This is a genomic window from Streptomyces sp. NPDC047061 (assembly GCF_040643955.1).
Classification (GTDB): Bacteria; Actinomycetota; Actinomycetes; order Streptomycetales; family Streptomycetaceae; genus Streptomyces.
In genome coordinates, this window is the sequence record NZ_JBEYVI010000004.1 from 352,239 (window position 1) to 378,897 (window position 26,659).

General features: G+C 72.9%; 22 protein-coding genes. 17 read left to right on the forward strand and 5 right to left on the reverse strand.

Going from position 1 to position 26,659, the window contains the following annotated elements:
* Positions 1-12: 12 nt before the first annotated feature.
* Together ABZ887_RS10110 and ABZ887_RS10115 are read left to right on the forward strand one after the other, a co-directional pair.
* Complete coding sequence (locus ABZ887_RS10110) at positions 13-825, forward strand: hypothetical protein (RefSeq protein ID WP_361285473.1); 813 nt, start codon at positions 13-15, stop codon at positions 823-825.
* Positions 826-874: 49 nt separating this feature from the next.
* Complete coding sequence (locus tag ABZ887_RS10115) at positions 875-1,204, forward strand: rhodanese-like domain-containing protein (RefSeq protein WP_361285791.1); 330 nt, start codon at positions 875-877, stop codon at positions 1,202-1,204.
* A 183-nt stretch (positions 1,205-1,387) separates the two neighbouring features.
* Here the strand turns inward: ABZ887_RS10115 and ABZ887_RS10120 are convergent, their stop codons facing one another.
* A complete protein-coding gene (locus tag ABZ887_RS10120) occupies positions 1,388-2,578 on the reverse strand; it encodes an acyl-CoA dehydrogenase family protein (protein ID WP_361285476.1) in 1,191 nt (396 codons plus the stop codon).
* Between the two features lie 160 nt (positions 2,579-2,738).
* On the opposite strand from ABZ887_RS10120, the gene pepN reads away from it, so the two are divergent.
* The 4 genes from pepN to ABZ887_RS10140 all read left to right on the forward strand — a co-directional run bounded on the left by pepN (position 2,739) and on the right by ABZ887_RS10140 (position 8,428).
* Complete coding sequence (gene pepN, locus ABZ887_RS10125; RefSeq protein WP_361285479.1) at positions 2,739-5,174, forward strand: aminopeptidase N; 2,436 nt, start codon at positions 2,739-2,741, stop codon at positions 5,172-5,174.
* Between the two features lie 472 nt (positions 5,175-5,646).
* The gene (locus tag ABZ887_RS10130; RefSeq protein WP_361285482.1) at positions 5,647-6,489 is read left to right on the forward strand and encodes a DUF5819 family protein; all 843 of its coding nucleotides are present in this window, start codon (positions 5,647-5,649) and stop codon (positions 6,487-6,489) included.
* Positions 6,486-7,697 (forward strand): HTTM domain-containing protein, encoded by a 1,212-nt coding sequence (locus ABZ887_RS10135; protein ID WP_361285485.1) that lies wholly within the window; start codon positions 6,486-6,488, stop codon positions 7,695-7,697. Before ABZ887_RS10130 ends, ABZ887_RS10135 begins: the two co-directional genes overlap by 4 nt.
* Positions 7,694-8,428: a TrmH family RNA methyltransferase gene (locus ABZ887_RS10140; RefSeq protein WP_361285488.1), complete on the forward strand. Its 735-nt coding sequence runs from the start codon at positions 7,694-7,696 to the stop codon at positions 8,426-8,428. The genes ABZ887_RS10135 and ABZ887_RS10140 overlap by 4 nt, the downstream gene beginning before the upstream one ends.
* A 245-nt stretch (positions 8,429-8,673) precedes the next feature.
* Here the strand turns inward: ABZ887_RS10140 and paaN are convergent, their stop codons facing one another.
* Positions 8,674-10,365, reverse strand: coding sequence for a phenylacetic acid degradation protein PaaN (paaN, locus tag ABZ887_RS10145; RefSeq protein WP_361285491.1), 1,692 nt, complete (start codon positions 10,363-10,365; stop codon positions 8,674-8,676).
* Between the two features lie 148 nt (positions 10,366-10,513).
* Here paaN and ABZ887_RS10150 point away from each other — a divergent pair, with 148 nt between their 5' ends.
* Complete coding sequence (locus ABZ887_RS10150) at positions 10,514-12,028, forward strand: 3-hydroxyacyl-CoA dehydrogenase (RefSeq protein ID WP_361285494.1); 1,515 nt, start codon at positions 10,514-10,516, stop codon at positions 12,026-12,028.
* Positions 12,025-12,612, forward strand: a complete 588-nt coding sequence (locus ABZ887_RS10155) for a TetR/AcrR family transcriptional regulator (protein ID WP_361285497.1) — start codon at positions 12,025-12,027, stop codon at positions 12,610-12,612. Before ABZ887_RS10150 ends, ABZ887_RS10155 begins: the two co-directional genes overlap by 4 nt.
* Positions 12,613-12,647: 35 nt before the next feature.
* On the opposite strand, the gene ABZ887_RS10160 is transcribed toward ABZ887_RS10155, so the two are convergent.
* Positions 12,648-13,133, reverse strand: coding sequence for an Lrp/AsnC family transcriptional regulator (locus ABZ887_RS10160; protein ID WP_361285795.1), 486 nt, complete (start codon positions 13,131-13,133; stop codon positions 12,648-12,650).
* Between the two features lie 190 nt (positions 13,134-13,323).
* Between ABZ887_RS10160 and pdhA the strand changes: the two genes are divergently transcribed.
* The 7 genes from pdhA (at position 13,324) to ABZ887_RS10195 (ending at position 21,613) form a co-directional block, all read left to right on the forward strand.
* Entirely contained in the window at positions 13,324-14,484 is a 1,161-nt protein-coding gene (gene pdhA / locus ABZ887_RS10165; protein WP_361285500.1) for a pyruvate dehydrogenase (acetyl-transferring) E1 component subunit alpha, read from the forward strand.
* On the forward strand, positions 14,481-15,485 hold the full coding sequence (locus ABZ887_RS10170) for an alpha-ketoacid dehydrogenase subunit beta (protein WP_361285503.1): 1,005 nt from the start codon (positions 14,481-14,483) through the stop codon (positions 15,483-15,485). The genes pdhA and ABZ887_RS10170 overlap by 4 nt, the downstream gene beginning before the upstream one ends.
* Positions 15,485-16,831: a dihydrolipoamide acetyltransferase family protein gene (locus ABZ887_RS10175; protein WP_361285506.1), complete on the forward strand. Its 1,347-nt coding sequence runs from the start codon at positions 15,485-15,487 to the stop codon at positions 16,829-16,831. The genes ABZ887_RS10170 and ABZ887_RS10175 overlap by 1 nt, the downstream gene beginning before the upstream one ends.
* Positions 16,832-17,019: 188 nt before the next feature.
* Positions 17,020-18,027 (forward strand): NTP transferase domain-containing protein, encoded by a 1,008-nt coding sequence (locus tag ABZ887_RS10180; RefSeq protein ID WP_361285509.1) that lies wholly within the window; start codon positions 17,020-17,022, stop codon positions 18,025-18,027.
* Between the two features lie 56 nt (positions 18,028-18,083).
* Entirely contained in the window at positions 18,084-19,475 is a 1,392-nt protein-coding gene (locus ABZ887_RS10185) for a molybdopterin molybdotransferase MoeA (RefSeq protein ID WP_361285798.1), read from the forward strand.
* Positions 19,472-20,569 (forward strand): potassium channel family protein, encoded by a 1,098-nt coding sequence (locus tag ABZ887_RS10190; protein WP_361285512.1) that lies wholly within the window; start codon positions 19,472-19,474, stop codon positions 20,567-20,569. The genes ABZ887_RS10185 and ABZ887_RS10190 overlap by 4 nt, the downstream gene beginning before the upstream one ends.
* A 63-nt stretch (positions 20,570-20,632) precedes the next feature.
* Positions 20,633-21,613: an NAD(P)H-quinone oxidoreductase gene (locus ABZ887_RS10195; protein ID WP_361285515.1), complete on the forward strand. Its 981-nt coding sequence runs from the start codon at positions 20,633-20,635 to the stop codon at positions 21,611-21,613.
* Between the two features lie 63 nt (positions 21,614-21,676).
* Here the strand turns inward: ABZ887_RS10195 and ABZ887_RS10200 are convergent, their stop codons facing one another.
* On the reverse strand, positions 21,677-22,258 hold the full coding sequence (locus ABZ887_RS10200) for a hypothetical protein (protein WP_361285518.1): 582 nt from the start codon (positions 22,256-22,258) through the stop codon (positions 21,677-21,679).
* Positions 22,259-22,445: 187 nt separating this feature from the next.
* Between ABZ887_RS10200 and ABZ887_RS10205 the strand changes: the two genes are divergently transcribed.
* Complete coding sequence (locus ABZ887_RS10205; RefSeq protein ID WP_181808180.1) at positions 22,446-22,985, forward strand: bacterial proteasome activator family protein; 540 nt, start codon at positions 22,446-22,448, stop codon at positions 22,983-22,985.
* Between the two features lie 110 nt (positions 22,986-23,095).
* Here ABZ887_RS10205 and ABZ887_RS10210 read toward each other — a convergent pair whose 3' ends face one another.
* Positions 23,096-24,754 (reverse strand): protein kinase, encoded by a 1,659-nt coding sequence (locus ABZ887_RS10210; protein WP_361285522.1) that lies wholly within the window; start codon positions 24,752-24,754, stop codon positions 23,096-23,098.
* Positions 24,755-25,072: 318 nt separating this feature from the next.
* Here ABZ887_RS10210 and ABZ887_RS10215 point away from each other — a divergent pair, with 318 nt between their 5' ends.
* The gene (locus ABZ887_RS10215; protein ID WP_361285525.1) at positions 25,073-26,659 is read left to right on the forward strand and encodes a protein kinase; all 1,587 of its coding nucleotides are present in this window, start codon (positions 25,073-25,075) and stop codon (positions 26,657-26,659) included.

The following is a 26,659-nucleotide window of genomic DNA, read 5'->3' on the forward strand; positions in this document are numbered from 1 at the left end:
TAGGCTGGTCGGGTGACGACCCCGGAAGCTGAGCAGTCCCAGGCACCGCGGCCCGAGGAGCGCCTGGAGCGGGCCGTGCGGGCCGCCGAACAGGCGTTGATCGAGTACGAGATCGCGGTCGAGACCTTCCGCGTCGAGGTCGAGAACTTCTCCCGCCTGCACGAACAGAGACTCGGCCCGCTCTACCTCCGCATCGAGGAGCTGGACGCGCGGATCGCCGAGGCCAGGGCCGCCCGCACCGGCGACCCCGAGGACATCCGCGCCGCCGAGGAGGCCCGGGCCCGGGTCCTGCCCATGCCCGGCGTCGAGGAACTGCTGCACGGCTGGATGGACGGCGACGGCCTGTTCCCGGAGGCCGTCGCGATGCTCACCGAGCAGGAGGTCCGGCCTCCGCAGCGGGTCCGCCCCAGCGAGGAGGCCCGCCGGCTCTACCGCGAGCTGGCCCGCAAGGCCCATCCCGACCTGGTGCAGGACGAGCCCGAGCAGCAGCGGCGCGAGGAGTTCCTCAGCCGGGTCAACGCGGCCTACGCCCGCGGCGACGAGGCCCTGCTGCGGCAGCTGGCCGAGGAGTGGGCGGCCGGCCCGGTCCCGCCGGAGCGCAGGCCGAGCCGGGCCGAGGAGCTGTACGCCCGCCTCGAGTGGCTCTCCGAGCGCAAGGAGCTGCTCGCCCTGGTCGCCAAGGAGCTGGAGAACGGCCCCATCGCCGGCCTGCTCCGGCTGGCCCCGGACGACCCCGACGGCCTCCTCGAGGAGATCGCCGGCCGGCTGCAGAAGGACGTGGCCGAACGCGAGGCGGAACTGGCGGCCCTGCTGACCCAGGAGTAGCGCCCCGTTCCGGTCGGGTAGCGTCGGGGACATGAACTTCGCAGCGCGTGTGCCCACGGTCGAGGTCGCGGACCTCAAGGACGGCGACTTCCTGCTGGACGTCCGCGAGGACGACGAGTGGCAGGCGGGCCACGCCGCCGGCGCCCTGCACATCCCGATCAGCGAGTTCGTGGCCCGCTACGGCGAGCTCACCGAGGCGGCCCCCCAGGACGGTCGCGTCCACGTCATCTGCCGCTCCGGCGGCCGCTCGGCCCAGGTCACGATGTACCTGGTCCAGCAGGGCATCGACGCGGTGAACGTGGACGGCGGCATGCAGGTATGGCAGGCAGCGGGCCGCGACGTCGTCACGGACGGCGGCGACCCGGGCTTCGTCATCTGAGTCACCCCGCGGTGGGGGCGCTGCGGTGGAGGAGCCTTCGCGATGGAGCGCCCCGTACCGACGCGCCCCGAAAGGGGCGCGGGGCTGTATTTGATTTGCGGCTCCGCCGCGTGGGCGCGCCCAGCCCCCACCGGCCCGCAGATCCCGTACGGCCGAGCGCCCGTACCCCGCACTCCGCGTCCCTTACCCCAGTGGATGCGCAGCCAGCAGATCCCCCAGCGCCTCCTCATACCCCCCGGCCCCCCCGAGCGCCAGCTCGATCTGCTTCGCCCACGCGTGGTACCGGTGCAGCACATACTCGGTGTCGGCCCCGAACCCCCCGTGCAGATGCTGCGCGGTCTGCACCACCCGCCGCACCCCCTCCGCCGCCCAGATCTTCGCCACCGCCACATCCCCGGCCGCCGGCAGCGCCCCGGACGCACCCGACGCGATCCGCCACGCCGCCTGCCACAGCGTCGCCTCCATCGCCCGCAGATCGATGTACCGGTCGGCGGCCTGCACGGCCACCGCCTGGAACGTGGCGATCGGATGCCCGAACTGCTCCCGCTTCCCCGCGTAGTCGGCGGTCATCCGCAGCACCCGCTCACCCACCCCGAGCGCCAGCGCACACGTCCCGGTCGTGAGCAGCTCCCGAAGCCACTCCCAGGCCCCCTCCGCCACCACCACATCCCGGTCCGCGACCCGCGCCGAGTCCAGCCGCAGCTCCCCGAACCGTTCCCCGCTGGTCGACACCTGCTCGGCGACCGAGACTCCGGCCGTGCCCCCGGCCGCGCTCCCAGCCCCAGCCTCGGCCCCGGTCCTCTCGCCTCCCGGCGCCACCAGCGCCACCAGCGCCAGCACGCTCCGGTCCGCCTCCGTGCGCGCCGGTACGACGACGAGATCGGCGCCGTACACCCACGGCACCGCCGTCTGCACCCCGTCCAGCACCCACCCGTCGCCGTCCCGCCGCGCGGTCACCGCCAGCTCCGCCGGGTCGTGCCCGGTGCGTCCGCTCGCGGCGACGGTCAGCACCGGCTCGCCCCGCCCCGCCCGCGCCGCCAGCCGGTCCCTCAACTCCGCCGCCCCATACCTCTGTACGGTTGCCAGAGCCGTGCTGTGCTCCAGCAACGGCACCCTGGCCAGCACCTTCGCCGACTCCCGCAGCACCAGGCAGAGCGCGATGGCGTCCAGACCGGCCCCGCCGTACTCCTCGCCCAGCAGCAGGCTCAGCAGATCCGTGCCCGCCAGCCTGTCCCACAGTTCCCGGTCGAAGCCCTCGGCCACGGCACCGGTGGTCAGCGCCGGGCTCGGCACCGCGTCCGGCGCCACCCCGGCGAACACCCCGCGCGCCGCCTCGGCCGCCGCCAACTGCTCCTCGGTGAAGGTGAAGTCCACGGTCCTGTCCTCCCGGCGGGTCTCCGCTGATCTGACGGTCCGTCAAGATAGAACAGGTTCTAGAAGAAGGGAACCTAAAACAGCTGCGATCACCAGCTCTTCCCGTCGTAGGCTGACGGCCGCTGTCCGCCGACGGGGACGGGCACACGAGGGAGGACACATGGGGATCCGCAGCCTGACGCGTACCGAGGCCGAACACCGGGCCGAGCTGATCGCGGTCGAGCGGTACGACGTCGACATCGACCTCACCGCCCTGCCCGACGGACCGGAGATCCGCTGCGTCTCCACGGTGACCTTCACCTGTTCCGAGCCGGGCGCGGAGACCTTCGTCGACTGCGCGGCCGAGGTCCGTGCCGCCACCCTGAACGGCACCCCTCTCGCCCCCTCCGACGACGGCCGGATCCCGCTGCCCGGCCTGGCCGCGCACAACGTGCTGCGCGTCGAGAGCGTCCAGGCCGACACCACGGCCGGCGAGGGCGTGCACAAGGCCGTCGACCCCGCCGACGGCGAGGTGTACGTCTGGACGAGCTTCGAACCCGACGAGGCCCGCTTCGTCTGGGCCTGCTTCGACCAGCCCGACCTCAAGGCCCCGCACGCCTTCACCGTGACGGCCCCGGCCGCCTGGACCGTCCTCAGCAACTCCGGTGACCCGCGGATCGAGGAGCAGGGCGCGGCCCGCCGCTGGAGCTTCCCGGACACCCCGCCGCTGTCCGTGTACAACACCGTCGTCAACGCCGGACCCTTCCACGAGATCCGCCGCCAGGCCGACGGCCACGACCTGGGCATCTACGCGCGTCGCTCGCTCGCCGAGGTCCTGGAGCGCGACGCCGACGACATCTTCACCCTCACCGCCCAGGGCCTCGCCTTCTTCGCCGAGGCCTTCGCGATGCCGTTCCCGCAGCGCAAGTACGACCAGGTCTTCATGCCCGAGTTCGGCGGCGCGATGGAGAACTACGGCTGCGTGACCTGGTCGGACGCCTTTCTGCGGCGGGCCACGCCGACGCCGGCCGAGAGCGAGCTGCTCGCGGTGGTGCTGCTGCACGAGATGGCGCACATGTGGTTCGGCAACATCGTCACCATGCGCTGGTGGGACGACCTCTGGCTGAACGAGGCCTTCGCCGAGTTCGCCTGCCACTGGGCCGCCGAGGGCGCCACCCGCTACACCGACGCCTGGGCGGGCCACCTCCTCGGCGGCAAGGTCAGGGCGTACCTCTCCGACCAGGGCCCGGTCTCGCACCCGATCCACCAGCCCATCCACGACGTCGCCCAGGCCGCGTCGATCTTCGACAACATCACCTACCCCAAGGGCGCCTCCGTCCTCCTCCAGCTGATGACCTACGTCGGCGAGGACCGCTTCCGTACCGGCATGGCCGCCTACTTCGCCCGGCACGCCTGGGGCACCACCACCCTCCAGGACCTGATCGACGCCCTCGCCGAGGCCAGCGGCCGCGACCTGGCCGCCTGGCGCAAGGCCTGGCTGGAGACCGCCGGCACCGACCGCTTCACCCTGGAGCACGACGGCGACACCGTCACCCTGGTCGCCGACGGCAACCCGCGCCCGCAGGTCCTGGCGGTCGGCGCGTACGACCGCATCGGCGATGCCCTGGAACGCACCGCGCTGGTCCGCGTCGAGGTGACCGAGGCCCGTACCCCCGTCACCGGCCTTCCTGCCACGTCCGACCTCCTCCTGATCAACGACGACGACCTCACCTTCGCCACCACCCGCCCGGATCCCACGACCCGGGACACCCTCTTCGGCGCGGCCGCCCAGCTGCCCACGGCCATCTCGCGGGGCGCGGCCGCCGCCACCGTCTGGGACATGCTCACGGCCGGGGAGGCCACGGCGGCCGAGGCCGGCCGCTGCCTCACCGCGCTGCTCGCCGCCGAGACGTCCGACGCCGTGATCGAGCCCTACCTCACGCTCGTCACGAACATCGCCGAACTCTGGGCCCCGCCCGCCGAGCGCCCCGCGCTGGCGGAGGCCGTGGCCGCGACCTGCCGGCGGCTCGCCGCCGACCCGGGCCGCCGCCAGGTCGCGCTGCGCGGTCTCGCCCGCACCGCGACCGGCGCCGAGGACCTGGCCTGGCTCCGTGAGCAGGCCGGCGACGACGTCGACCTGCGCTGGCGCGCCCTCGTCCGCGAGGCCGAACTCGGCGGCGACGTCACCGCCGAGTCCGCCGCCCTGCTGGAGCGCGACCCCGACCCCGACGCCTGGGTCCGCGCCCTCACCGTCCGGGCCGCGCTCCCCGACCCGGCCGCGAAGGCCGAGGTCTGGCGGCGGCTGGCCGTGGACCGCGAGGTGCCCGTCGCGGCGGTCTCCGCGGTGGCGGCCGCCTTCTGGCGCCCCGGCCAGGACGACCTGCTCGCCCCCTACGCCGAGCACTACCTGGCCGCGATCCCCGAGCTGCACCAGGGCGGCATGATCCCGGCGATGACCTACGCCTCCCACCTCTTCCCGCCGTACGTCGTCGATCCCGCCTACATCGAGAAGGCCCGCCAGGCCGCCCGGGAAGCGGCCCCCGTGGTCCGCAACACCCTCCTGGAGCGCGCGGACTCGGTCCGCCGCATGCTCCACGCCCGGGCCGCCAAAGCCTGACTCCCGGACACCGCCCTTCGGACTCTCGGACTCCGCCTGTGGGACACCACAGGCGGACACCGCGGGCGGACATCGCATGCGGACATCGCATGCCGACGTCGCAGATGGGCGCCGTCCCGGCCGATCGTTCGGTTTCGGCCATTCCCATGGTCGTCGGGCCCGTGCGAGCGATCAACCCCTGTGGAAAACCTCGGCCACGATCTGTGGAAAACTCGCGCGAGGGTGACCGGCGGGCGGGCCCGGACGCCGTATGACCTGGGGTGACATCAAGCGAAGAACCTCCGGTGCCCCGGTCCGGGAGGGCCGGTGGTGCCGACCGGAGTGGCGATGGCCACGCCGTCGGCCTTGTCCCCGGGGCTGCGCCCGGCGGCCGGTGCTGAGTACCGTTCCGTGCGAGTGCCGGGCAGCGGCACACCTGGCGGTCCCGGATCGGCCGCCCGGACGGCGTGGCGGGATCGGGGAACGGGGCGGCATGGACGACGCGTACGACGAGGGCGCGGACGCCCCGCTGGGGCCGGACGGCCCGAGCGGGACGCGTCCGGAGCCGGAGTCCGCCCCACCGGCCCCACCGGGCCGGCCGCCCCTGGATCCCCCGACCGCGGAATCCCCGGTCCCAGCAGTGTCCCCGGTTTCACCGGCCCCGCCCGCGGGACCCCTCGCCCTCCCCCGTACCGGCGTCGCCGCCCTCTCCCCCCGCTACCAGGTCGGCGCGGCCCTGGCCCTCGCCCTGGTCGCGGTCGCCGCCTGCGTGCACCTCGGGATGGTGTTCCTGAGCGTGGCGCCGGCGAACACGGTGACCAAGCAGCACGGCAAGGCGATCGAGGAGTGGGTGTACCCGGAGTTCGAACAGAACTGGAAGCTCTTCGCGCCGAACCCGCTGCAGCAGAACATCGCCGTGCAGGTGCGTGCCGACGTGCTGATGCAGGACGGCACCACGACCACCACCGGCTGGAACGACCTGTCCGCCCAGGACGGCAGGGCCATCGACGACAGCCTGCTGCCCAGTCACACCGTGCAGAACGAGCTGCGCCGGGCCTGGGACTTCTTCACCACGACGCACGGCGCGGACAACCGCCCGATCGGCCTGCGCGGCTCCCTGTCCGAGCAGTACCTGCGCCGGATCGTCGTGATGCGCATGTACGCGGGGGACGCCACGAGTCGGAAGGGCACCATCGAGCGCGTCCAGGTGCGCTCCAGCACCACCAACGTGCCGCCGCCGGACTGGAGCGGCGAGAAGGTCTCCGACACGCCCGTCTACCGGGTGCTGCCCTGGTGGACGGTCACCGCGGACGAGGCGAACGGCGGTGTCCGGTGAACCGTCTCGCCCTGTGCCTGTCCCGTGCCATCGCCCGGGTCACCGAGGCGGCCCTCGGCCCCTACCAGACGGCCGTCGTCCGCATCGGCTTCGCCGCCACCTGGCTGCTGTTCCTGCTGCGCGAGTACCCGCACCGCCAGGAGCTGTACGGTCCCGACGGCCCCTGGAGCTTCGACCTCGCCCAGCAGCTGACCGCCGACAACCACGCCTTCACGGCGCTGCTGGCCTCCGACAACCAGGCCTACTTCGAGGTCTTCTACTTCGTCGCCGTCCTGGCCGGTGCCCTGCTGCTGGTGGGCTGGCGCACCCGTGCCACGTCCCTGCTGTTCATGGTCGGGGTGCTGTCCCTGCAGAACCGCAGCGTCTTCGTGGGCGACGGCGGCGACAACGTGCTGCACCTGATGTCCTTCTACCTGGTGTTCACACGCTGCGGCCAGGTGTGGTCGCTGGACGCGCGCCGGGCGGCCCGCGCGAGCGCCGCACGCGCGCGTGGCGAGCGGGTGGCCCCCGACCGGGCGGGCCCCGCCCTGTGGGCGGTGTCGGGTCTCGTGCTGCTCGTGGCGGCCATCACCGGCCGCACCGGAGGCGGCTGGCTGGTCCCGGCCGTCCTGTGGGCCACCTGGGCGGGCGCCGCCCTGTGGTGGGCGGCCGGCCGCTGGGCGCGCACGCCCGAGCCCCGGATACTGCTCGACGTCGTCGCCAACATCCTGCACAACGGCGCCCTGTTCGTGATCATGGCCGAGGCCTGCCTGATCTACGCCACCGCCGGCTGGTACAAGATCCAGGGCTCCCGCTGGCAGGACGGCACCGCCGTCTACTACCCGCTCCACCTGGACTACTTCTCGCCCTGGCCGGCCCTGGCCGACCTGCTGTCCGCCAACGGCACGCTGGTGATGCTGGTGACCTACGGGACGGTCATCGTGCAGGTCGCCTTCCCGTTCACGCTGTTCAACCGGCGGGTCAAGAACGTGCTGCTGGCCGCGATGATGACCGAGCACGCGGTGATCGCCGTCGTCCTCGGCCTGCCCTTCTTCTCGCTGGCCATGATCGCGGCGGACTCCGTCTTCCTGCCGACGTCCTTCCTGCAGCGGCTCGGCGGCTGGGCGGCACGCGCGCGTGACCGGGTCTTCCGGCGGCCCGACCCCGAGCTGCCCGTGCAGCGCTTCCCGGAGGCCGACGAACGGCCCCGCGTAGGCTTCGGGGCATGACCGACCCCCTCGACCACTGGGCGCGGCTGGCCGGCTCCGCCGTCCTCCTCGACGGCTTCCACGCCCTCAAGCACGCGCTGCGCTTCGGCGCGGAGGTGCCGGTGGCGGTCACGACGGACCGGGCGGCGACGCTGGCCCTGGCGCAGGAACTGGCGCCCGACGTACGGGAGGCGCTGGCCGCGCTGCTGACGGAGGTGCCGTCCCGGACGTACGCCTCCCTCGTGCCGCGCCCGCACCCCACGGCGGTGGCCGCCCTGGCCGTACGGCCGTCCCGCGAGGCCAACCTGCGCGAGCTGGCCCGCGTCCCGCGCACGGCCCCGGTCGTGGTTCTCGACGAGCCGCGCAACCTGGGCAACGCGGGCGCGGTGATCCGCCTGGCGGCGGGCTTCGGAGCGACCGGAGTCATCACGACCGGCACCCTCGACCCCTGGCATCCGACGGTCGTCCGCGGCGGCGCGGGCCTCCACTTCGCCACGGCGGTGGAGCGGCTGACGGTGCCCGAGCTGCCGGAGGGCCCGCTGTACGCGCTCGACCCGGAGGGCGAGGACATCAGGGGGCTGAAACTCCCGGACGACGCGATCCTCGCCTTCGGCTCGGAGAGGACCGGGCTGTCGGCGGAGTTGCGCGCACGTGCCGACCATCTCCTACGCCTGCCGATGCGCCCCCAGGTGAGCAGCTACAACCTCGCGACGAGCGTGGCGATGACCTTGTACCACTGGAGTGCTGTGTAAGAGGCGGCGACTTGAGCGCCCCGACAGGGGCGCGGGGAACTGCGTGACCAGCCAGGACGGTGCCGCACCGGCCACACAGCCGTCCGCCACAACGGCGGCACCGCCCTGCTCGGCACCGCCGATCACCACCGTCGTGGCGGAGCGCCGTTGCGGCGGAAAAAAATCTTTGCCGCGACGGAGAGACCCTGCCCCGGCCCCCGCGTCCCGCCTGCTGCTGACGTCGGCCGACCGCGCGCCCCGCGCGCCTACGCCTCCCTGCGCACCTCGATCACCCGGAACCGGTTCGCCACGAACGCCCCGTCGCACAGCGCCGCGTTCGCCGCCGGGTTGCCGCCCGAGCCGTGGAAGTCGGAGAAGGCGGCCGTCTGGTTCACGTACACCCCGCCCACCAGGTTCAGCGACAGCTGGGCCGCCTCCTCCAGGCAGACCTCCTCCACCGCGCCCTCCACCTCGGCGTCGACCGTGTACGCCCCGACCGTCATCGCGCCCTTGTCGCGGACGGTCCGCCGCAGCAGTTCCACCGCGTCGGCGGCGGAGTCGACGGCGACGGCGAAGGACACCGGGCCGAAGCACTCGCTCATGTAGGCGGCCTCGTCGTCCGGCTTGGCCCCGTCCAGCTTCACGATCACCGGGGTCCGGACGACCGCGTCCGGGAACTCCGGGTTGGCGATCTCACGGGAGGCGAGGGCGACCTCGCCGAGCCCGGCGGCGGCCTCCAGGCGGGCCTTGACGTCGGGGTTGACGATGGCGCCGAGCAGCGCGTTCGCCCGGGCGTCGTCGCCGAGCAGGCCGTCCACCGCGCGGGCGATGTCGGCGACCACCTCGTCGTACGTCTTGGGGCCCCCGTCGGTGCGGATGCCGTCGCGGGGGATCAGCAGGTTCTGCGGGGTGGTGCACATCTGGCCGCTGTAGAGGGAGAGCGAGAAGGCCAGGTTGGAGAGCATGCCCTTGTAGTTGTCGGTCGACTCGACCAGGACCGTGTTGACGCCGGCCTTCTCCGTGTACACCTGAGCCTGGCGGGCGTTGGTCTCCAGCCAGTCGCCGAAGGCGGTCGAGCCGGTGTAGTCGATGATCTTGATTTCCGGGCGGGTCGCGAGCGTCTTGGCGATGCCCTCGCCGGGGTGTTCCGTCGTCAGCGCCACCAGGTTCGGGTCGAAGCCGGCCTCGGCGAGCACCTGGCGGGCGACCTGGACGGTGAGGGCCAGCGGCAGCACCGCGCGCGGGTGCGGCTTCACCAGGACCGCGTTGCCGGTGGCGAGGGAGGCGAACAGGCCCGGGTAGCCGTTCCACGTCGGGAACGTGTTGCAGCCGATGACCAGCGCGATGCCGCGCGGGACCGGCTTGAACGTCTTCGTCAGCGCGAGCGGGTCGCGCTTGCCCTGCGGCTTGCTCCACTCGGCCGCGTCGGGGGTGCGGACCTGCTCCGCGTAGGCGTAGGCCACCGCCTCCAGGCCGCGGTCCTGGGCGTGCGGGCCGCCCGCCTGGAACGCCATCATGAAGGCCTGGCCGCTGGTGTGCATGACCGCGTGCGCGAACTCGTGCGTCCGGTCGCTGATCCGCTTGAGGATCTCCAGACACACCACCGCGCGCGCCTCCGCGCCGGCGTCGCGCCACGCGCGCTGCCCGGCCTGCATCGCCGGCAGCAGTGTGTCGACGTCGGCATGCGGGTAGGTCACGCCCAGCTCGATGCCGTACGGGGAGACCTCGCCGCCGGTCCAGTCGTCGGTGCCGGGCTGGCCGAGGTCGACGCGGGTGCCGAGGAGGGCGTCGAAGGCGGCCTTGCCCGCGGCCGCGTCCAGGCTGCCGTGCTCGCCGTAGGCCTTGGGGTGCTCGGGATGGGGGGACCAGTACGCGCGTGTGCGGATCGCCTCCAGCGCCTGGTCAAGCGTGGGCCGGTGCTTGGCGATCAGCTCGTGCGCGGTGAGTTCGGCGGTCATGCGGGACCAACTCCTCGTCTGATGAGCTCCCCTCGAAGCTCATGACCTGGGCGGAAACGGCCGGACAGAGTTAGAGTAACCGAACGATCGGTCGGGACAAGGGGGCCTGCCGCATCTGTGGAAAACCCCGTGCGGGAGGATCGCGCACATGACAGCACTCGACCTCAGCAGCACCGTGGGAGTCGTCGGCACCGGCACCATGGGCCAGGGCATCGCCCAGGTCGCACTCGTCGCGGGCCATCCCGTCCGGCTGTACGACACCGTCCCCGGGCGGGCCGGGGAGGCGGCCGCGGCGATCGGCGCCCGCCTCGACCGGCTCGTCGAGAAGGACCGGATGACGGCCGCCGCCCGCGACGCCGCCCGCGCCCGGCTGGTGCCCGCCGGTGAACTCGCCGAGTTCGCCGACTGCACGCTGGTCGTGGAGGCCGTGCTGGAGCGGCTGGAGGCCAAGCAGGAGATCTTCCGGGCCCTGGAGGACATCGTCGGCGAGGACTGTCTGCTCGCCACCAACACCTCGTCCCTGTCGGTGACGGCCATCGGCGGCGCCCTGCGCAGCGCCTCCCGCCTGGTCGGCCTGCACTTCTTCAACCCGGCCCCGCTGCTGCCGCTGGTGGAGGTCGTCTCCGGCTTCGCCACCGACGTCACGTCCGCCACGCGCGCGTACGAGACCGCCCGCTCCTGGGGCAAGACGCCGGTCGCCTGCGCGGACACCCCCGGCTTCATCGTCAACCGCATCGCGCGGCCCTTCTACGCCGAGGCCTTCGCGGTCCACGAGGCGCAGGCCGCCGACCCGGCCACCATCGACGCGGTGCTGCGCGAGTGCGGCGGTTTCCGGATGGGCGCCTTCGAACTGACCGACCTGATCGGCCAGGACGTCAACGAGTCCGTCACGCACTCCGTGTGGCAGGCCTTCTTCCAGGACGTCCGCTTCGCGCCCTCCCTGGCCCAGCGCCGGCTGGTCGAGTCCGGCAGGCTCGGCCGCAAGACCGGGCACGGCTGGTACGACTACGCGGACGACGCCGAGCCCGTCGAGCCGCACACCGCCGAGCCGGCCGACCGGCCCGCCTACGTCGTCGCCGAGGGCGGCCTGGGCCCCGCGGCCGACGTGCTCGCGATGATCCGCGAGGCGGGCATCCAGGTCCGCGAGGAGGACGAGGACCACGGCACCCGCCTGGTCCTGCCCAGCGGCGGCCAGCTGGTCCTCGCCGACGGCCAGACCTCGGTGGAGTTCCGGGACGTCGTCTACTTCGACCTCGCCCTGGACTACCGCCGCGCCACCCGGATCGCCCTCTCCGCGGGCCACGAGACCCTGCCCCGGACCCTCAGCGAGGCCATCGGCCTCTTCCAGGCGCTCGGCAAGCAGGTCAGTGTCATCGGCGACGTGCCCGGCATGATCGTCGCCCGCACGGTGGCCCGGGTCATCGACCTCGCGCACGACGCCGTCGCCAAGGGCGTCGCCACCGAGGAGGACATCGACACCGCGATGCGGCTGGGCGTCAACTACCCGCTCGGCCCCTTCGAGTGGAGCCGCCGCCTCGGCCGCGACTTCGCCTACGACCTCCTCGACGACCTGCACCTGCGCGATCCGTGCGGCCGCTACGCGCCCTCCCTCGCGCTCTACCGCCACGCCTACGCCACCGAGAAGCGGGAGGGCGCCTCATGACCACCGCCAAGCGCGACACCTACACCCCCGAGACCCTGCTCTCGGTGGCCGTCCAGGTCTTCAACGAGCGCGGCTACGACGGCACCTCCATGGAGCACCTCTCCAAGGCGGCCGGCATCTCCAAGTCGTCGATCTACCACCACGTCTCCGGCAAGGAGGAGCTGCTGCGCCGCGCGGTCAGCCGGGCCCTGGACGGCCTGTTCGGGATCCTCGAGGAGGAGCACGCGCGCGTGGGCCCCGCCGCCGACCGCCTGGAGTACGTCGTACGGCGCATGGTCGAGGTGCTGGTCACCGAACTGCCGTACGTGACGCTGCTGCTGCGGGTGCGCGGCAACACCGACACCGAGCGCTGGGCGCTGGAGCGGCGCCGGGACTTCGACCACCGGGTGGCCGACCTGCTCAAGGCGGCCGCCGCCGAGGGGGACATACGCGGCGACGTCGAGGTGCGCCTCGCCACCCGGCTGGTCTTCGGCATGGTCAACTCGATCGTGGAGTGGTACCGCCCGAACGGACACGGCGTGAGCGAGCGCGAGGTCTCCGACGCGGTCGTGCGACTCGCCTTCTCCGGCCTGCGCGCGCACTGACCCCGGCGGCCGTCCCGGGCCGGCCCGGACCGGCCTCAGCCCTCCGGCTCCAGGTCCTCCTCCTCGAACACCAGCAGCGTGCGGGTGCTGAGCACCTCGGGGATGGCCTGGAGCCGGGTCAGCACCAGCTCGCGCAGCGCCCGGTTGTCCGGCGTGTGCACCAGGAGCAGGACATCGAAGTCGCCGCCCACCAGGGCGATGTGGGAGGCACCGGGCAGCTGCCGCAGCTGCTCGCGGACCGTGCGCCAGCTGTTCTGGACGATCTTCAGCGTGATGTAGGCCGAGGTGCCCTGGCCGGCCCGCTCATGGTCCACGCGAGCGCCGAAACCGCGGATCACGCCGTCCTCGATGAGCCGGTTGATACGCGCGTAGGCGTTGGCGCGCGAGACATGGACGTGTTCGGCGACCGACCGTATCGACGCCCGGCCGTCCGCCTGGAGGATCTGCAGGATGTCCTGATCGATGGCGTCCAGCGGGCGCGCGGGCGGCAGCGCGGCGCGATCCTGCGGCCCCTCGGCCATTTGTTCAGGTGCCATGTCCCCCCGCCTCCCTACCATGGACGTACTGCGTTCATTCCAGGCTGTGGAGAACCGTTTGTCCACAGCCTGCAGCCGCCTGTAGCCAAAATGTGCCGACGACCGAACAATCGGTAGGTGGGACGGGTCACAGGCGATCCGTCTCCCGTAGCCACCCCCATGAGGAGGTGCCGTCATGACGGTCATGGAGCAGCGCGGCGCATACCGCCCGTCGCCGCCGCCCGCCTGGCAGCCCCGGACGGACCCCGCGCCGCTGCTGCCCGACGAGCGCCCGTACCGCGTCCTCGGAACGGAGTCGGCCGCCAAGGCCGACCCGGAGCTGCTGCGACGGCTGTACACCCAGCTCGTGCGCGGCCGCAGGTACAACGCCCAGGCGACCGCCCTCACCAAACAGGGCCGTCTCGCCGTCTACCCCTCCAGCACCGGCCAGGAGGCCTGCGAGGTCGCCGCCGCGCTCGCCCTCGAAGAGCGCGACTGGCTCTTCCCCAGCTACCGGGACACCCTCGCGGTGATCGCCCGGGGCGTGGACCCCGTCGAGGCACTCACCCTGCTGCGCGGCGACTGGCACACCGGCTACGACCCCTACGCCCACCGCGTGGCCCCCCTCTCCACCCCCCTCGCCACCCAGCTCCCGCACGCCGTCGGCCTCGCCCACGCGGCCCGCCTCAAGGGGGACGACGTGGTCGCGCTCGCCATGGTCGGCGACGGCGGCACCAGCGAGGGCGACTTCCACGAGGCCCTGAACTTCGCCGCCGTCTGGCAGGCCCCGGTCGTCTTCCTGGTCCAGAACAACGGCTTCGCCATCTCCGTCCCGCTCGCCAAGCAGACCGCCGCCCCCTCCCTGGCCCACAAGGCCGTCGGATACGGCATGCCGGGCCGCCTGGTCGACGGCAACGACGCGGCCGCCGTGCACGAGGTACTCGCCGACGCCGTACGCCACGCGCGCGAGGGCGGCGGCCCGACCCTGGTCGAGGCGGTCACCTACCGGATCGAGGCCCACACCAACGCCGACGACGCCACCCGCTACCGCGGCGACACCGAGGTCGACGCCTGGCGCGACCACGACCCGATCCTGCTCCTTGAGCGCGAGTTGACCGACCGCGGCCTGCTCGACGAGGACACCGTCCGGCGCGCCCGCGAGGACGCCGAGACCATGGCCGCCGACCTGCGCGAACGCATGAACCGCGACCCCGAACTCGACCCCATGCACCTCTTCGACCAGGTGTACGCCGAGACCACCACGCAACTGCGCGAACAGCGCGCCCTGCTCCGCGCCGAACTGGAGGCCGAGCAGCAGGACGCCGAGCAGCAGGACCAGGAAGGCGGCCACCGATGACGACCGTCGCCGTCAAGCCGGCCACCATGGCGCAGGCGCTCACGCGCGCGCTGCGGGACGCCATGGCCGCCGACCCCGCCGTGCATGTCATGGGCGAGGACGTCGGCACCCTCGGCGGGGTCTTCCGGGTCACCGACGGCCTCGCCAAGGAGTTCGGCGAGACCCGTTGCACCGACACCCCCCTCGCCGAGGCCGGCATCCTCGGCACCGCCGTCGGCATGGCCATGTACGGGCTGCGCCCGGTCGTGGAGATGCAGTTCGACGCCTTCGCCTACCCCGCCTTCGAGCAACTCATCAGCCATGTGTCGCGGATGCGCAACCGCACCCGCGGCCGGATGCCCCTCCCGATCACCGTCCGGGTCCCCTACGGCGGCGGCATCGGCGGCGTCGAGCACCACAGCGACTCCTCCGAGGCCTACTACATGGCCACCCCCGGCCTGTACGTCGTCACCCCCGCCACGGTCGCCGACGCCTACGGCCTGCTGCGCCGGGCCATCGCCTCCGACGACCCGGTCGTCTTCCTCGAACCCAAGCGCCTGTACTGGTCCAAGGACACCTGGAACCCCGAGCACCCGACGGACGTTGAACCCATCGGCCGCGCGGTGGTGCGCCGCACAGGACGCAGCGCCACGCTCATCACCTACGGCCCGTCCGTACCGGTCTGCCTCGAAGCCGCCGAGGCCGCCCAGGCGGAGGGCTGGGACCTCGAAGTCGTCGACCTGCGCTCCCTGGTGCCGCTCGACGACGAGACGGTCTGCGCCTCGGTTCGGCGCACCGGGCGCGCGGTCGTCGTACACGAGTCGGGCGGGTTCGGCGGACCGGGAGGGGAGATCGCGGCACGCGTGACCGAGCGCTGCTTCCACCACCTGGAGGCACCGGTGCTGCGCGTGGCCGGGTTCGACATCCCCTACCCGCCGCCGATGCTGGAGCGCCACCACCTGCCCGGCGTCGACCGCATCCTGGACGCGGTGGCGCGTCTGCAGTGGGAGGCCGAGGGCTGATGGCACAGGTGCTGGAGTTCAAACTGCCCGACCTCGGGGAGGGGCTCACCGAGGCGGTGATCGTCACCTGGCTGGTCCAGGTCGGCGAGGTCGTCGCGATCGACCAGCCGGTCGTCGAGGTCGAGACGGCCAAGGCGATGGTCGAGGTCCCCTGCCCCTACGGCGGTGTGGTCACCGCCCGCTTCGGCGAGGAGGGCACCGAACTGCCCGTCGGCGCCCCGCTCCTGACGGTCGCCGTCGGCGAGGCCACCGCGGTCCCCGAGCCGGAGGGCTCCGGCAACGTCCTGGTGGGATACGGCACGGGGACGCCCCCGGCGCGCCGCCGACGGATCCGCAACACCGCCCCGGAGCGGGCCAACGGCACGGCCGACCGGGGCGGCGACCCGCGACCCGCGCCGCACACCGCCGTCGCGGAAGCGGCCCGGGCCCCCCACGCGCACGTGCCCGCACCGCCCGCTTCGCTCACCGAGGGCCCCGTTCCGGTGATCTCCCCCCTGGTCCGCCGCCTCGCCCGGGACAACGACCTGGACCTGCGCCGGCTGTCCGGTTCGGGCCCCGACGGCCTGATCTTGCGCGCCGACGTCGAGGACGCCCTGCGGGTCAGCGCGGCCCGCGCCGCCGCCCCGAAGACCCCGGCCCCGCCTGTGACCGCCCCGTCCGGTACCCGCATCCCCCTCAAGGGCATCCGCGGCGCGGTCGCCGACAAGCTCTCCCGGAGCCGCCGGGAGATCCCCGACGCGACCTGCTGGGTGGACGCCGACGCGACCGAGCTGATGCGTGCGCGCACCGCGATGAACACGGCGGCGGGCCCGAGGATCTCCCTCCTCGCGCTCCTCGCCCGGATCTGCACGGCCGCCCTGGCCCGCCACCCCGAGCTGAACTCCTACGTCGACGTCGAGGCCCGCGAGATCGTCCAGCTCGACCACGTCCACCTGGGCTTCGCCGCCCAGACCGACCGGGGCCTGGTCGTCCCCGTCGTCCGCGACGCCCAGGCCCGCGACGCCGAGTCCCTGACGGCGGAGTTCGCCCGCCTGACCGAGTCGGCCCACGCCGGCACGCTCACCCCCACGGACCTCACGGGCGGCACCTTCACCCTGAACAACTACGGCGTCTTCGGCGTCGACGGCTCCACCCCGATCATCAACCACCCCGAGGCGGCGATGCTCGGCGTGGGCCGCATCGTCGCCAAGCCGTGGGTCCACGAGGGAGAGTTGGCGGTCCGCCAGGTCGTCCAGCTGTCGCTCACCTTCGACCACCGCGTCTGCGACGGCGGCACGGCGGGAGGGTTCCTGAGGTACGTCGCCGACTGCGTGGAACAGCCGACGGTACTGCTCAGGACGCTCTGACTGCAGCGCGCCCCTCAGGGGCGCGGGGCTGTATCAATATGCGGCTCCGCCGCGCGGGCCACGACGCACCCGCACCCGCACTCGTGCCCACGGCCCCACCCCCTTGGGCGCACATCCGCAACCACACCCTGCGGATCCCACGCCCCCCATCGGTTCCCCGTGATCAGAACGCCCCCCATACTCGAAAGGTGACCGCCACCGACCCCCCGCCCTACGACGCGATCGTGCTGGCCGGTGGCGCCGCAAGGCGCCTCGGCGGGGCCGACAAGCCCTCCGTCCGGGTGGGCGGCCGCCCCCTCCTCGACCGCGTCCTCGCGGCCTGCGCCGGCGCCCGGCGGACCGTCGTCGTGGCGGCCCCCCGCCCCACCTCCCGCCCGGTCCACTGGACCCGCGAGAACCCCCCGGGCGGCGGCCCGGTCGCCGCCCTCGGCGCCGGCCTGCGTCACACCACCGCCGCCTGCGCGGTCGTACTCTCCGCGGACCTCCCGTTCCTCGAAGAGGCAACGGTGGGGCGCCTGTTGTCGGCCCTGTGCGCCTCCGGCGCGGACGCCGCGCTGCTCACCGACGCCGACGGCAGGGACCAACCCCTCGTGGCGGCCTACCGGACAGCGGTGCTGCGCCACGCCCTCTCGGCCCTCGCCGAAGGCAACGGCACCGGTGGCGACAACGGCCTCACCGGCCTCCCCCTGCGGCGCCTGACCGCCGCACTGAGCCTCACCCGCGTCCCGGACCCCCTCGCGTCCTTCGACTGCGACACCTGGGACGACATCGCCGACGCCAGGGCACACATCAGGGAGCATGGACACGTGTTGGATGAATGGATCTCCGCAGTCAAGGACGAGCTGGGCATCGACCTGGACGTCGACACGCGCGTCCTGCTCGACCTGGCCCGGGACGCCGCGCACGGCGTGGCCCGTCCCGCCGCCCCGCTCACCACCTTCCTCGTCGGCTACGCGGCCGCACAGGGCAAGGGCGGCCCCGAAGCGGTCGCCGAGGCGGCCCAGAAGGCTGTCGCGCTGGCCCTGCGCTGGGCGGAAGAGGCGAACACCGCCACCGACAAGCCCACCGAGAAGCCCACCGACAGGCTCACCGAGAACCCCGCCACCGAGCAGCCCGCCACCGAGCAGCCCGCCACCGACGGGCCGGGCTCCGGCAAGGTGGTCCCTGACAACCCAGCCCCCGGGCCCGGCCGATGACCGCCCCCAGCCCCCGGGCCCGGCCGATGACCGCCCCCAGCCCCCGGGCCCGGCCGATGACCGCCCCCGGCGCCCGGGCCGGCACATCCGCCGCCGCGGACACCGACGACGATCTCGACGTCGAGGAGGCGCTCGCCCTCGTGAGAGAGCCCAGGGAGCCCCGGCAGGACGCGACCGCCGCGCCCACCCACCACGGCGCATCCGCCCAGCGCGGGCACACCCACGGCGGACCGTCGGCGCACCGCCACCGCGCCACCCCCTGGCCCCGGGCCCGCGAGACCGCCGCCCGCGCCGCCCGGTCCGGCGCCCGTCGCGCCCCCGTCTCCGTACCCCTGGCCGATGCCCTCGGCCTGACCCTCGCCGCCCCGCTGGACGCACTCACCGACCTGCCCTCCTTCGACACCTCCGCGATGGACGGCTGGGCGGTCGCCGGCCCCGGCCCCTGGCACGTACGTGCGGAGGGCGTGCTGGCGGGGCACGCGCAGCCCGAGCCGCTCACGGACGGCGAGGCGGTCCGTATCGCCACCGGGGCCCGGATCCCGGCGGACACCACCGCGGTGCTCCGCAGCGAGCACGGCCGTCTCGACGCCCAGGGCCGGCTGCACCCCACCCGTGAGGTGATCCACGGCCAGGACATCCGGCCGCGCGGTCAGGAGTGCCGCAGCGGCGACCAGCTGCTGCCCGTCGGCACCCTCGCCACCCCGGCCGTCCTCGGTCTCGCCGCGGCCGCCGGGTACGACACCGTCACCGCGGTCCCCCGCCCCCGCGTCGAAGTCCTGATCCTGGGCGACGAGCTGCTGACCGAGGGACTGCCACACGACGGGCTCATCCGGGACGCGCTCGGCCCGATGCTGCCGCCCTGGCTGCGTGCGCTCGGCGCCGAGGTCACCGCCGTACGCCGGCTCGGCGACGACGCCAAGGCCCTGTACAAGGCGATCACCGCCTCGACGGCCGATCTCGTCATCACCACGGGCGGCACCGCCTCCGGCCCGGTCGACCACATCCACCCCACCCTGCAGCGCATCGGCGCCGAGCTTCTCGTCGACGGCGTCAAGGTGCGCCCCGGCCACCCCATGCTGCTGGCCCGCACCAAGCAGGACCAGCACCTCGTCGGCCTCCCCGGCAACCCCCTTGCAGCCGTCTCCGGCCTGCTCACCCTCGCCGAACCTCTGCTGCGTACCCTCGCCGCCCACCCGGCCCCCGAGCCGTATGCGCTGCCGCTGGCAGAAGCGGCCCACGGACACCCCTACGACACCCGGCTCGTCCCGGTCGTCCTGCGGGGCGACACCGCGATCCCGCTGCACTACAACGGCCCGGCCATGCTCCGGGGCATCGCCGCCGCCGACGCCCTTGCGGTCGTGCCGCCGGGCGGAGCACAGCAGGGCGAGGAGACGGAACTCCTCGACCTGCCGTGGGCGGCCGCGGGCATCGGGGTGTGTTTCACGTGAAACTTCCGGGCCATGACGCCATCGCCCGCCAGGCGGACGAACATCTCGTGACCCATCGGGTGAAACTCCCGAAGAAAGTGGTGGAGCGCCCGATCCGCCAGGTCGCCAAACGGCTGCTCATGGCCCTGCTGGTGCTGGTCGCCACCGCGCTGATCGTCTATGCCGACCGCGACGGCTACACCGACAACTCCGACGGCTCCGTCGACCTCCTCGACGCCTTCTACTACGCGACCGTCACCCTCTCCACCACCGGCTACGGAGACATCACCCCCGTCAGCGACGGTGCACGGCTCACCAACATCTTCGTCATCACGCCCCTGCGCGTGCTGTTCCTGATCATCCTGGTCGGCACCACACTCGAAGTCCTCACCGAACGCACCCGGGAGGAATGGCGCCTGAACCGCTGGAGGTCCGCCTTGCGGGATCACACCGTCGTCATCGGGTTCGGGACGAAGGGGCGGTCGGCGATCCAGACCGTCTGTGCGACCGGGCTGAAGGCGGAGCAGGTGGTCGTGGTCGACCCGAGCTCCAAGGTGATCGAGGCGGCCACCGCCGAGGGATACGCGGGAGTCATGGGCGACGCGACCCGCAGCGATGTGCTGAAGCGGGCCGAGGTGCAGCGGGCGCGGCAGATCATCATCGCGACCCAGCGTGATGACACGGCCGTGCTGGTGACCCTGACGGCCCGGCAGCTCAACAAGGCCGCGAAGATCGTGGCCGCGGTCCGCGAGGAGGAGAACGCGCCGCTGCTCAAGCAGTCCGGCGCCGACGCCGTCATCACCAGCGCCAGCGCCGCCGGACGGCTGCTCGGGCTGTCCGTGCTCAGCCCGGCCGCCGGCATGGTCATGGAGGACCTCATCCAGCAGGGCAGCGGCCTGGACCTCGTGGAACGCCCGGCGGTCAAGGCCGAGGTCGGCAGGACCCCCCGCGAGACGGCCGACCTGGTGGTGAGCGTCGTACGCGGACACCGGGTGCTCGGGTACGACGATCCGGCCGTCGGCACGATCGAGCCGACGGACCGGCTGATCACGATCGTGCGGGCCTCGCCGGGCAACCGGATCGCGCCGGACGTACGACCGCTGCCCCGCGCCTGACCGGGCGAGCGGCCGGTGACGTCACCGGCGGGGCCCGGACATGCGGGGAGTAGCGTCGGCCGCATGTATGCGATCACGATTCCCGAACCTGGTGGGCCCGAGGCGCTGGTGTGGGACGAGGTGCCCGATCCGGTGCCCGGTGAGGGCGAAGTGCTGGTCGAGGTGGTGGCCAGCGCCGTCAACCGCGCCGACATCATGCAGCGGCAGGGCTACTACGACCCGCCGCCGGGTGCCTCCCCGTACCCCGGTCTGGAGTGCTCCGGGCGGATCGTCGAGCTCGGCTCCGGCGTTTCCGGCTGGTCGGTCGGCGACGAGGTGTGCGCGCTGCTCGCGGGCGGTGGCTACGCCGAGAAGGTTGCCGTGCCGGCCGGGCAGCTGCTGCCGGTGCCCGAGGGCGTGGACCTGAAGCAGGCCGCCGCGCTGCCCGAGGTGGCCTGCACGGTCTGGTCGAACGTCTTCATGATCGCTCACCTGCGCCCCGGCGAGAACCTTCTCGTGCACGGTGGCTCCAGCGGCATCGGCACCATGGCGGTCCAGCTGGGCAAGGCGGTCGGTGCCCGGGTCGCGGTCACCGCGGGCACGAAGGAGAAGCTGGACTTCTGCGCCGAGCTGGGCGCGGACATCCTCGTCAACTACCGCGAGCAGGACTTCGTGGCCGAGGTGAAGCAGGCCACCGACGGCGTGGGGTCCGACGTCATCCTCGACAACATGGGTGCCAAGTACCTGGACCGGAACGTGCAGGCGCTCGCGGTCAACGGACGGCTCGCGATCATCGGTCTGCAGGGCGGTGTCAAGGGCGAGCTGAACATCGGTGCGCTGCTCGGCAAGCGGGCCGCGATCAGTGCGACCTCGCTGCGTGCCCGGCCGCTGGGCGAGAAGGCGGCCATCGTCGCGGCGGTGCGGGAGCACGTGTGGCCGTTGATCGCCCAGGGCCATGTCCGCCCGGTCGTCGACCGGGAACTGCCGATGGCGGACGCGGCACAGGCCCAGCGGGTGGTCGAGGCCAGCGAGCACATCGGCAAGGTCCTGCTGGTCACCCGGTAACGCCACCGCCGCCGCGGACACCGACGTGCCGGCGCGGCCCGTACCCGCGGTCCCGTACCCGCGCTATCCCCGTCGTAGCCGCAAGCCGACGAAGGCGAGGCCGAGCCCGAGGCCGATCAGGACCAGGCCGCTGCCGAGCGGAAGGATGTGCAGCATGGGCTCGGTGCCGTCGTCCTGACCCGTGCCCATGGCCTGGCCCGCGGGCTGGGGCTGGGGCGAGGTCGGGGCCAGGAAGGCCTCCCGGGGCGGCGGTGCGGAGGTGGTGCCCGCCGGGCTTTCGGCCCCGCTCGATGCAGGCTCCGTGGCCGTCCCCTCGCCGTCGGGCTCGTCGGGCCTGTCGGGCCTGTCGGGGTCGTCAGGCTCGTCCGGGTCGTCGGCGTCCTGGCTCTCGACCTTCGTCGCCGGTCCCTGGGGCCGCCCCGGCCGCATCCGGCCCTCACCGGCCAGCGTGCCGGCCAGCGACGGCTCGGGGGTGGCCGAGGCGCTGGCGGAGTCCGAGGGCAGCGGCTCGGGGTCGTACGCGACGGCGGTGCCGCACGGCAGCAACGGCAGCAGGGCCGCCGCCAGGGCGAGCAGCAGACGGCCGAGCGGGCGTGCCGCGGGCGGCCGGGTGGCGGCGCGGGGGAGTCGCAGCCTTGGAGCCACGTCGGTGACCTCCTGGAACACAGTCGTCGTCAGGCAGACGCACACCAGCCTCACATTCGCCGACAAACACGGCATTTCTTGTTGGGCCGATGGGTCTACGACCGGTCCGGGGCGGTTCCGAAAGGTGGATCAGCCCCCATGGGGGGCACCACGGTGGTGAGGTGTACGGGTGCGAGAGAATGGCGGCATGGAGATGCCGAGGAACGAACGGTCGCCCGAGAATCCCCAGATCCTGGTCGTGGGCCAGGACGGGATGGCACTCGGCGGCGGCAACGGGGACGAGGACTCCCGCGAGATCCCGGTGACGGAGATGGTGGAGCAGCCTGCCAAGGTCATGCGCATCGGCAGCATGATCAAGCAGCTCCTGGAGGAGGTGCGCGCGGCTCCCCTCGACGAGGCCAGCCGGGTCCGGCTCAAGGAGATCCACGCCAGCTCCGTGAAGGAGCTGGAGGACGGTCTGGCGCCGGAGCTGGTGGAGGAGCTGGAGCGGCTCTCGCTTCCGTTCACCGAGAACTCGACCCCTTCCGACGCGGAACTGCGTATCGCGCAGGCCCAGTTGGTGGGCTGGCTGGAGGGGCTGTTCCACGGGATCCAGACCACCCTGTTCGCCCAGCAGATGGCCGCCCGTGCCCAGCTGGAGCAGATGCGGCGCGCGCTGCCGCCGGGCGTCGGCCACGAGGGCGAGGAGCACGGCCCGGCCGGCCGCTCAGGCGGGCCCTACCTCTAGAGACTCTGCAACTTCCGAGACGGCGAAGGGCCCGGCGTACGACCGCCGGGCCCTTTTCCTGCCGCGCCTCGCGTGCCGCTGCGCCTCGCGTGCTCCTGCCGCGCCTCGCGTCAGCCGGTCGCCGGGTTGCCGGTCGACACCTTGAGCTCGATGGTCGGCATGTCCTGCGGGTCGACGTCGGTGCCGGAGGACGGGAACTGCTCCATGACCGTGCCGTCGCCGTACGTGTTCTCGTCCACGGAGAGGATCTTCATCTGCCATCCGGCGGCCTGGAAGCACTCCTTGACCGACTTGATGTACTTGAACTTGAAGTCCGGGACCTGGATCTTGTCCGGGTCGTCGTAGGACTCCTGGGGTTCGGTGCACTCGGTCTTCTCGACGGTCTTCGCGGTGTCCGGACCGCGGTAGCCCGACGCGTGCGAGGCCGAGGCACTGGCGGTGCTGCCACTGCTGCCACCGCTGCCGCCGGTGCTGTCGTCGCCGGTGTTCATCGCCAGTGCGACGAGCAGGCCGATCACCGCGACCAGCGACACCGCGACCGACCCGATGACCACCGGCCGGTTGCTCTTCCCGCCGCCGGACGGCGCCTGGGGCGTGATGTTGTACGGGGGCGGCGTCGACGGCGCAGGCTGGGCGTACCCGGCCGGAGTCCGGTACCCCGCCTGCTGCGGATAGCCGTACGCCTGAGCGGGGCCGGGACCAGGGGGCGGGGGCGGAGTGCCGTACGGGTGCGGGGCCGGGGCCTGGGCCGGTGTCGGCTGGTACGGCGTCTGCACGGGCCCGGGAGGTGCCGGCGTGGCCTGCCCGACCGGCGGGAACACGGCGGAGCCGACCCCGGCGCCGCTCTGCGTCGGCGGGATGCCCGGGACGATGCTCGGCGCGGCCGGCTGGAGCGAGGCGGCGACCCGCAGGCACTCGTCGCGCATGGACTCGGCGGTCGGGAAGCGCTCGTTCGGGTTCTTCTTCAGCGCGCGGGCGACCAGCGCGTCCACGGCCGGCGGAAGGGCGCGGTTGATCGAGGAGGGCGCGACCGGCTCCTCCTGGACGTGCGCGTAGGCGATGGCCAGCGGCGAGTCCGCGTCGAACGGCAGCCGCCCGGTGACCAGCTGGAACAGCATGATGCCGACCGAGTAGAGGTCGGAGCGGGCGTCCACGGCCCGGCCCAGGGCCTGCTCCGGGGAGAGGTACTGCGGGGTGCCGACGACCATGCCGGTCTGGGTCATCGAGGTGACCCCGGACTGCATGGCGCGGGCGATGCCGAAGTCCATCACCTTGACGACCCCGCGCTTGGTCATCATCACGTTGCCGGGCTTGATGTCGCGGTGGACCAGCCCCATCTCGTGGCTGATCTCCAGCGCGGCCAGCACGTCGGCGGTGATCCTCAGCGCCTTGTCGGCGGGCATCGCGCCGTACTGCCGTACGTCTTCCTCCAGCACCGAGCCGAGCGGGCGGCCCTCGACGTACTCCATGACGATGTACGGCATCGTCGAGCCGTCCACCTCGTCCTCGCCGGTGTCGAAGACGGAGACGATGTTGGTGTGCGTGAGCTTGGCCACTGCCTGGGCCTCGCGGCGGAAGCGCTCGCGGAAGGCCTGTTCCCGGCCGAGTTCGGTGTGCAGGGTCTTGATCGCGACCTGGCGGTCCAGGACCGCGTCGTAGGCCAGGTGCACGGAGGCCATGCCGCCCTCGCCGAGCAGGTCGCGCAGCTGGTAGCGGCCACCGGCCAGAGCCCACCCCGTATAGCGGCCGTGTGTGCCGTCCTGGCTCATTTTTCCCGTCCCCCGCCCGGCACTCAGGCACCTTTGTTGATCGCATGTCTCATTCCCGGCCAAGTCTGCCGGAGGGCACTGACACGTCAAGCGCGGTGCCCGTTCCGTGACCGTACGCGAAGGAAGAGTCGTGGAAGCGTTACAGCGGCCGTACGTCCGGTACACAGAATTTGCACGAGAGTGCGTGGTACGGGTTTGATGGCCGGTCCGTCCACGGGCCGGAACCCGGACCGACGGGTTGCGCGGAGGCTGTAGCGTGGCCGACGGAGACCGTGACAACACCGCGCGCACCGCGGGCAGAAACGACGGCGAGGACCGATGGCACAGACGCACAGCGCCCAGGGCCCGTCCGACCCCGAGGCGACTGGCGGCGGCATGTCAGACGCGCCGGAGATGTGGGGCAACCAGGGCCTGGTCGGCGACGGCCGGTACCGGCTGACCCACCGCCTCGGCCGGGGCGGCATGGCCGAGGTGTTCGCCGCCGAGGACGTACGGCTCGGCCGCACCGTGGCCGTGAAGCTGCTCCGCGCCGACCTCGCCGAGGACCCGGTCTCCAAGGCCCGCTTCACGCGCGAGGCCCAGTCGGTCGCCGGGCTCAACCACCACGCGATCGTGGCGGTCTACGACTCCGGCGAGGACGTGGTCGGCGGCCAGTCCGTGCCGTACATCGTGATGGAGCTGGTCGAGGGCCGCACCATCCGCGAGCTGCTGATCGACGCCCAGGCGCCGGGCCCCGAGCAGGCCCTGATCATCGTCTCCGGTGTCCTCGAGGCGCTGGCCTACTCGCACCAGCACGGCATCGTGCACCGTGACATCAAGCCGGCCAACGTGATCATCACCCACAACGGCGCCGTCAAGGTGATGGACTTCGGCATCGCCCGCGCCCTGCACGGCGCGTCCACGACGATGACGCAGACCGGCATGGTCATGGGCACGCCCCAGTACCTCTCCCCGGAGCAGGCGCTCGGCAAGGCCGTCGACCACCGCTCCGACCTGTACGCCACCGGCTGCCTGCTCTACGAACTCCTCGCCCTCAGGCCCCCGTTCATCGGCGAGACCCCGCTGGCCGTGGTCTACCAGCACGTCCAGGACATCCCGATGCCGCCGTCCCAGACCTCCGAGGGCGCCGCCCCGCCGGAGCTGGACGGCCTGGTCATGCGCTCGCTCGCCAAGGAGCCCGACGACCGCTTCCAGACCGCCGAGGAGATGCGCGGCCTGGTCCAGTACGGCCTGCAGATGCTGTACGACCAGGGCAGCCACACCGGCACCTGGAACACCGGGCCGGTCACCGTGCACGACGGCCGCAACACCCAGGCGGCCGGTTTCGCCGGGACGACCGTGATGCCGCACCCGGCGGCCGCCGCCGGGACCACGCAGATCCCGCAGCCGATCCTGCCGGGCGGCTACGGAGGCGGCGACGACGGCGGTTTCGAGGGGCACGGCAACCGGGGCAGCGGCCGCGGCAAGCTGTGGATCCTGGCCGTCCTCGCGGTGATCGCCATCGCGACGGGCGTCGCCCTGGCGCTGAACAACGGCGGTGGCGGCGGGGACGGCGGCACGGGTACGACGCAGTCGCCGACCACCTCGCAGACCACCAAGGACGAGACGGCCAGCGCGAGCCCGTCCGACGAGGCCAGCGACACGGCCACGGACACGGAGACCGACACCAGCGGCACCGGCAGCGACGACAACTCGGACTACACGCCGTCGCAGACCCCGTCGTACACCCCGTCCGAGACGCAGAGCAGCGAGCCGAGCGACGAGCCGAGCGACACGGCGAGCGCCTCGCAGCCGACCGACACCGAGAGCTCTCCGGCGACGGACCCCTCGGACACGACCGGCACGGACGGCGGCAGCGGCGACGGCGGCAACACCATTGAGGGCACCGGCCTGGGCGGCGGTTGA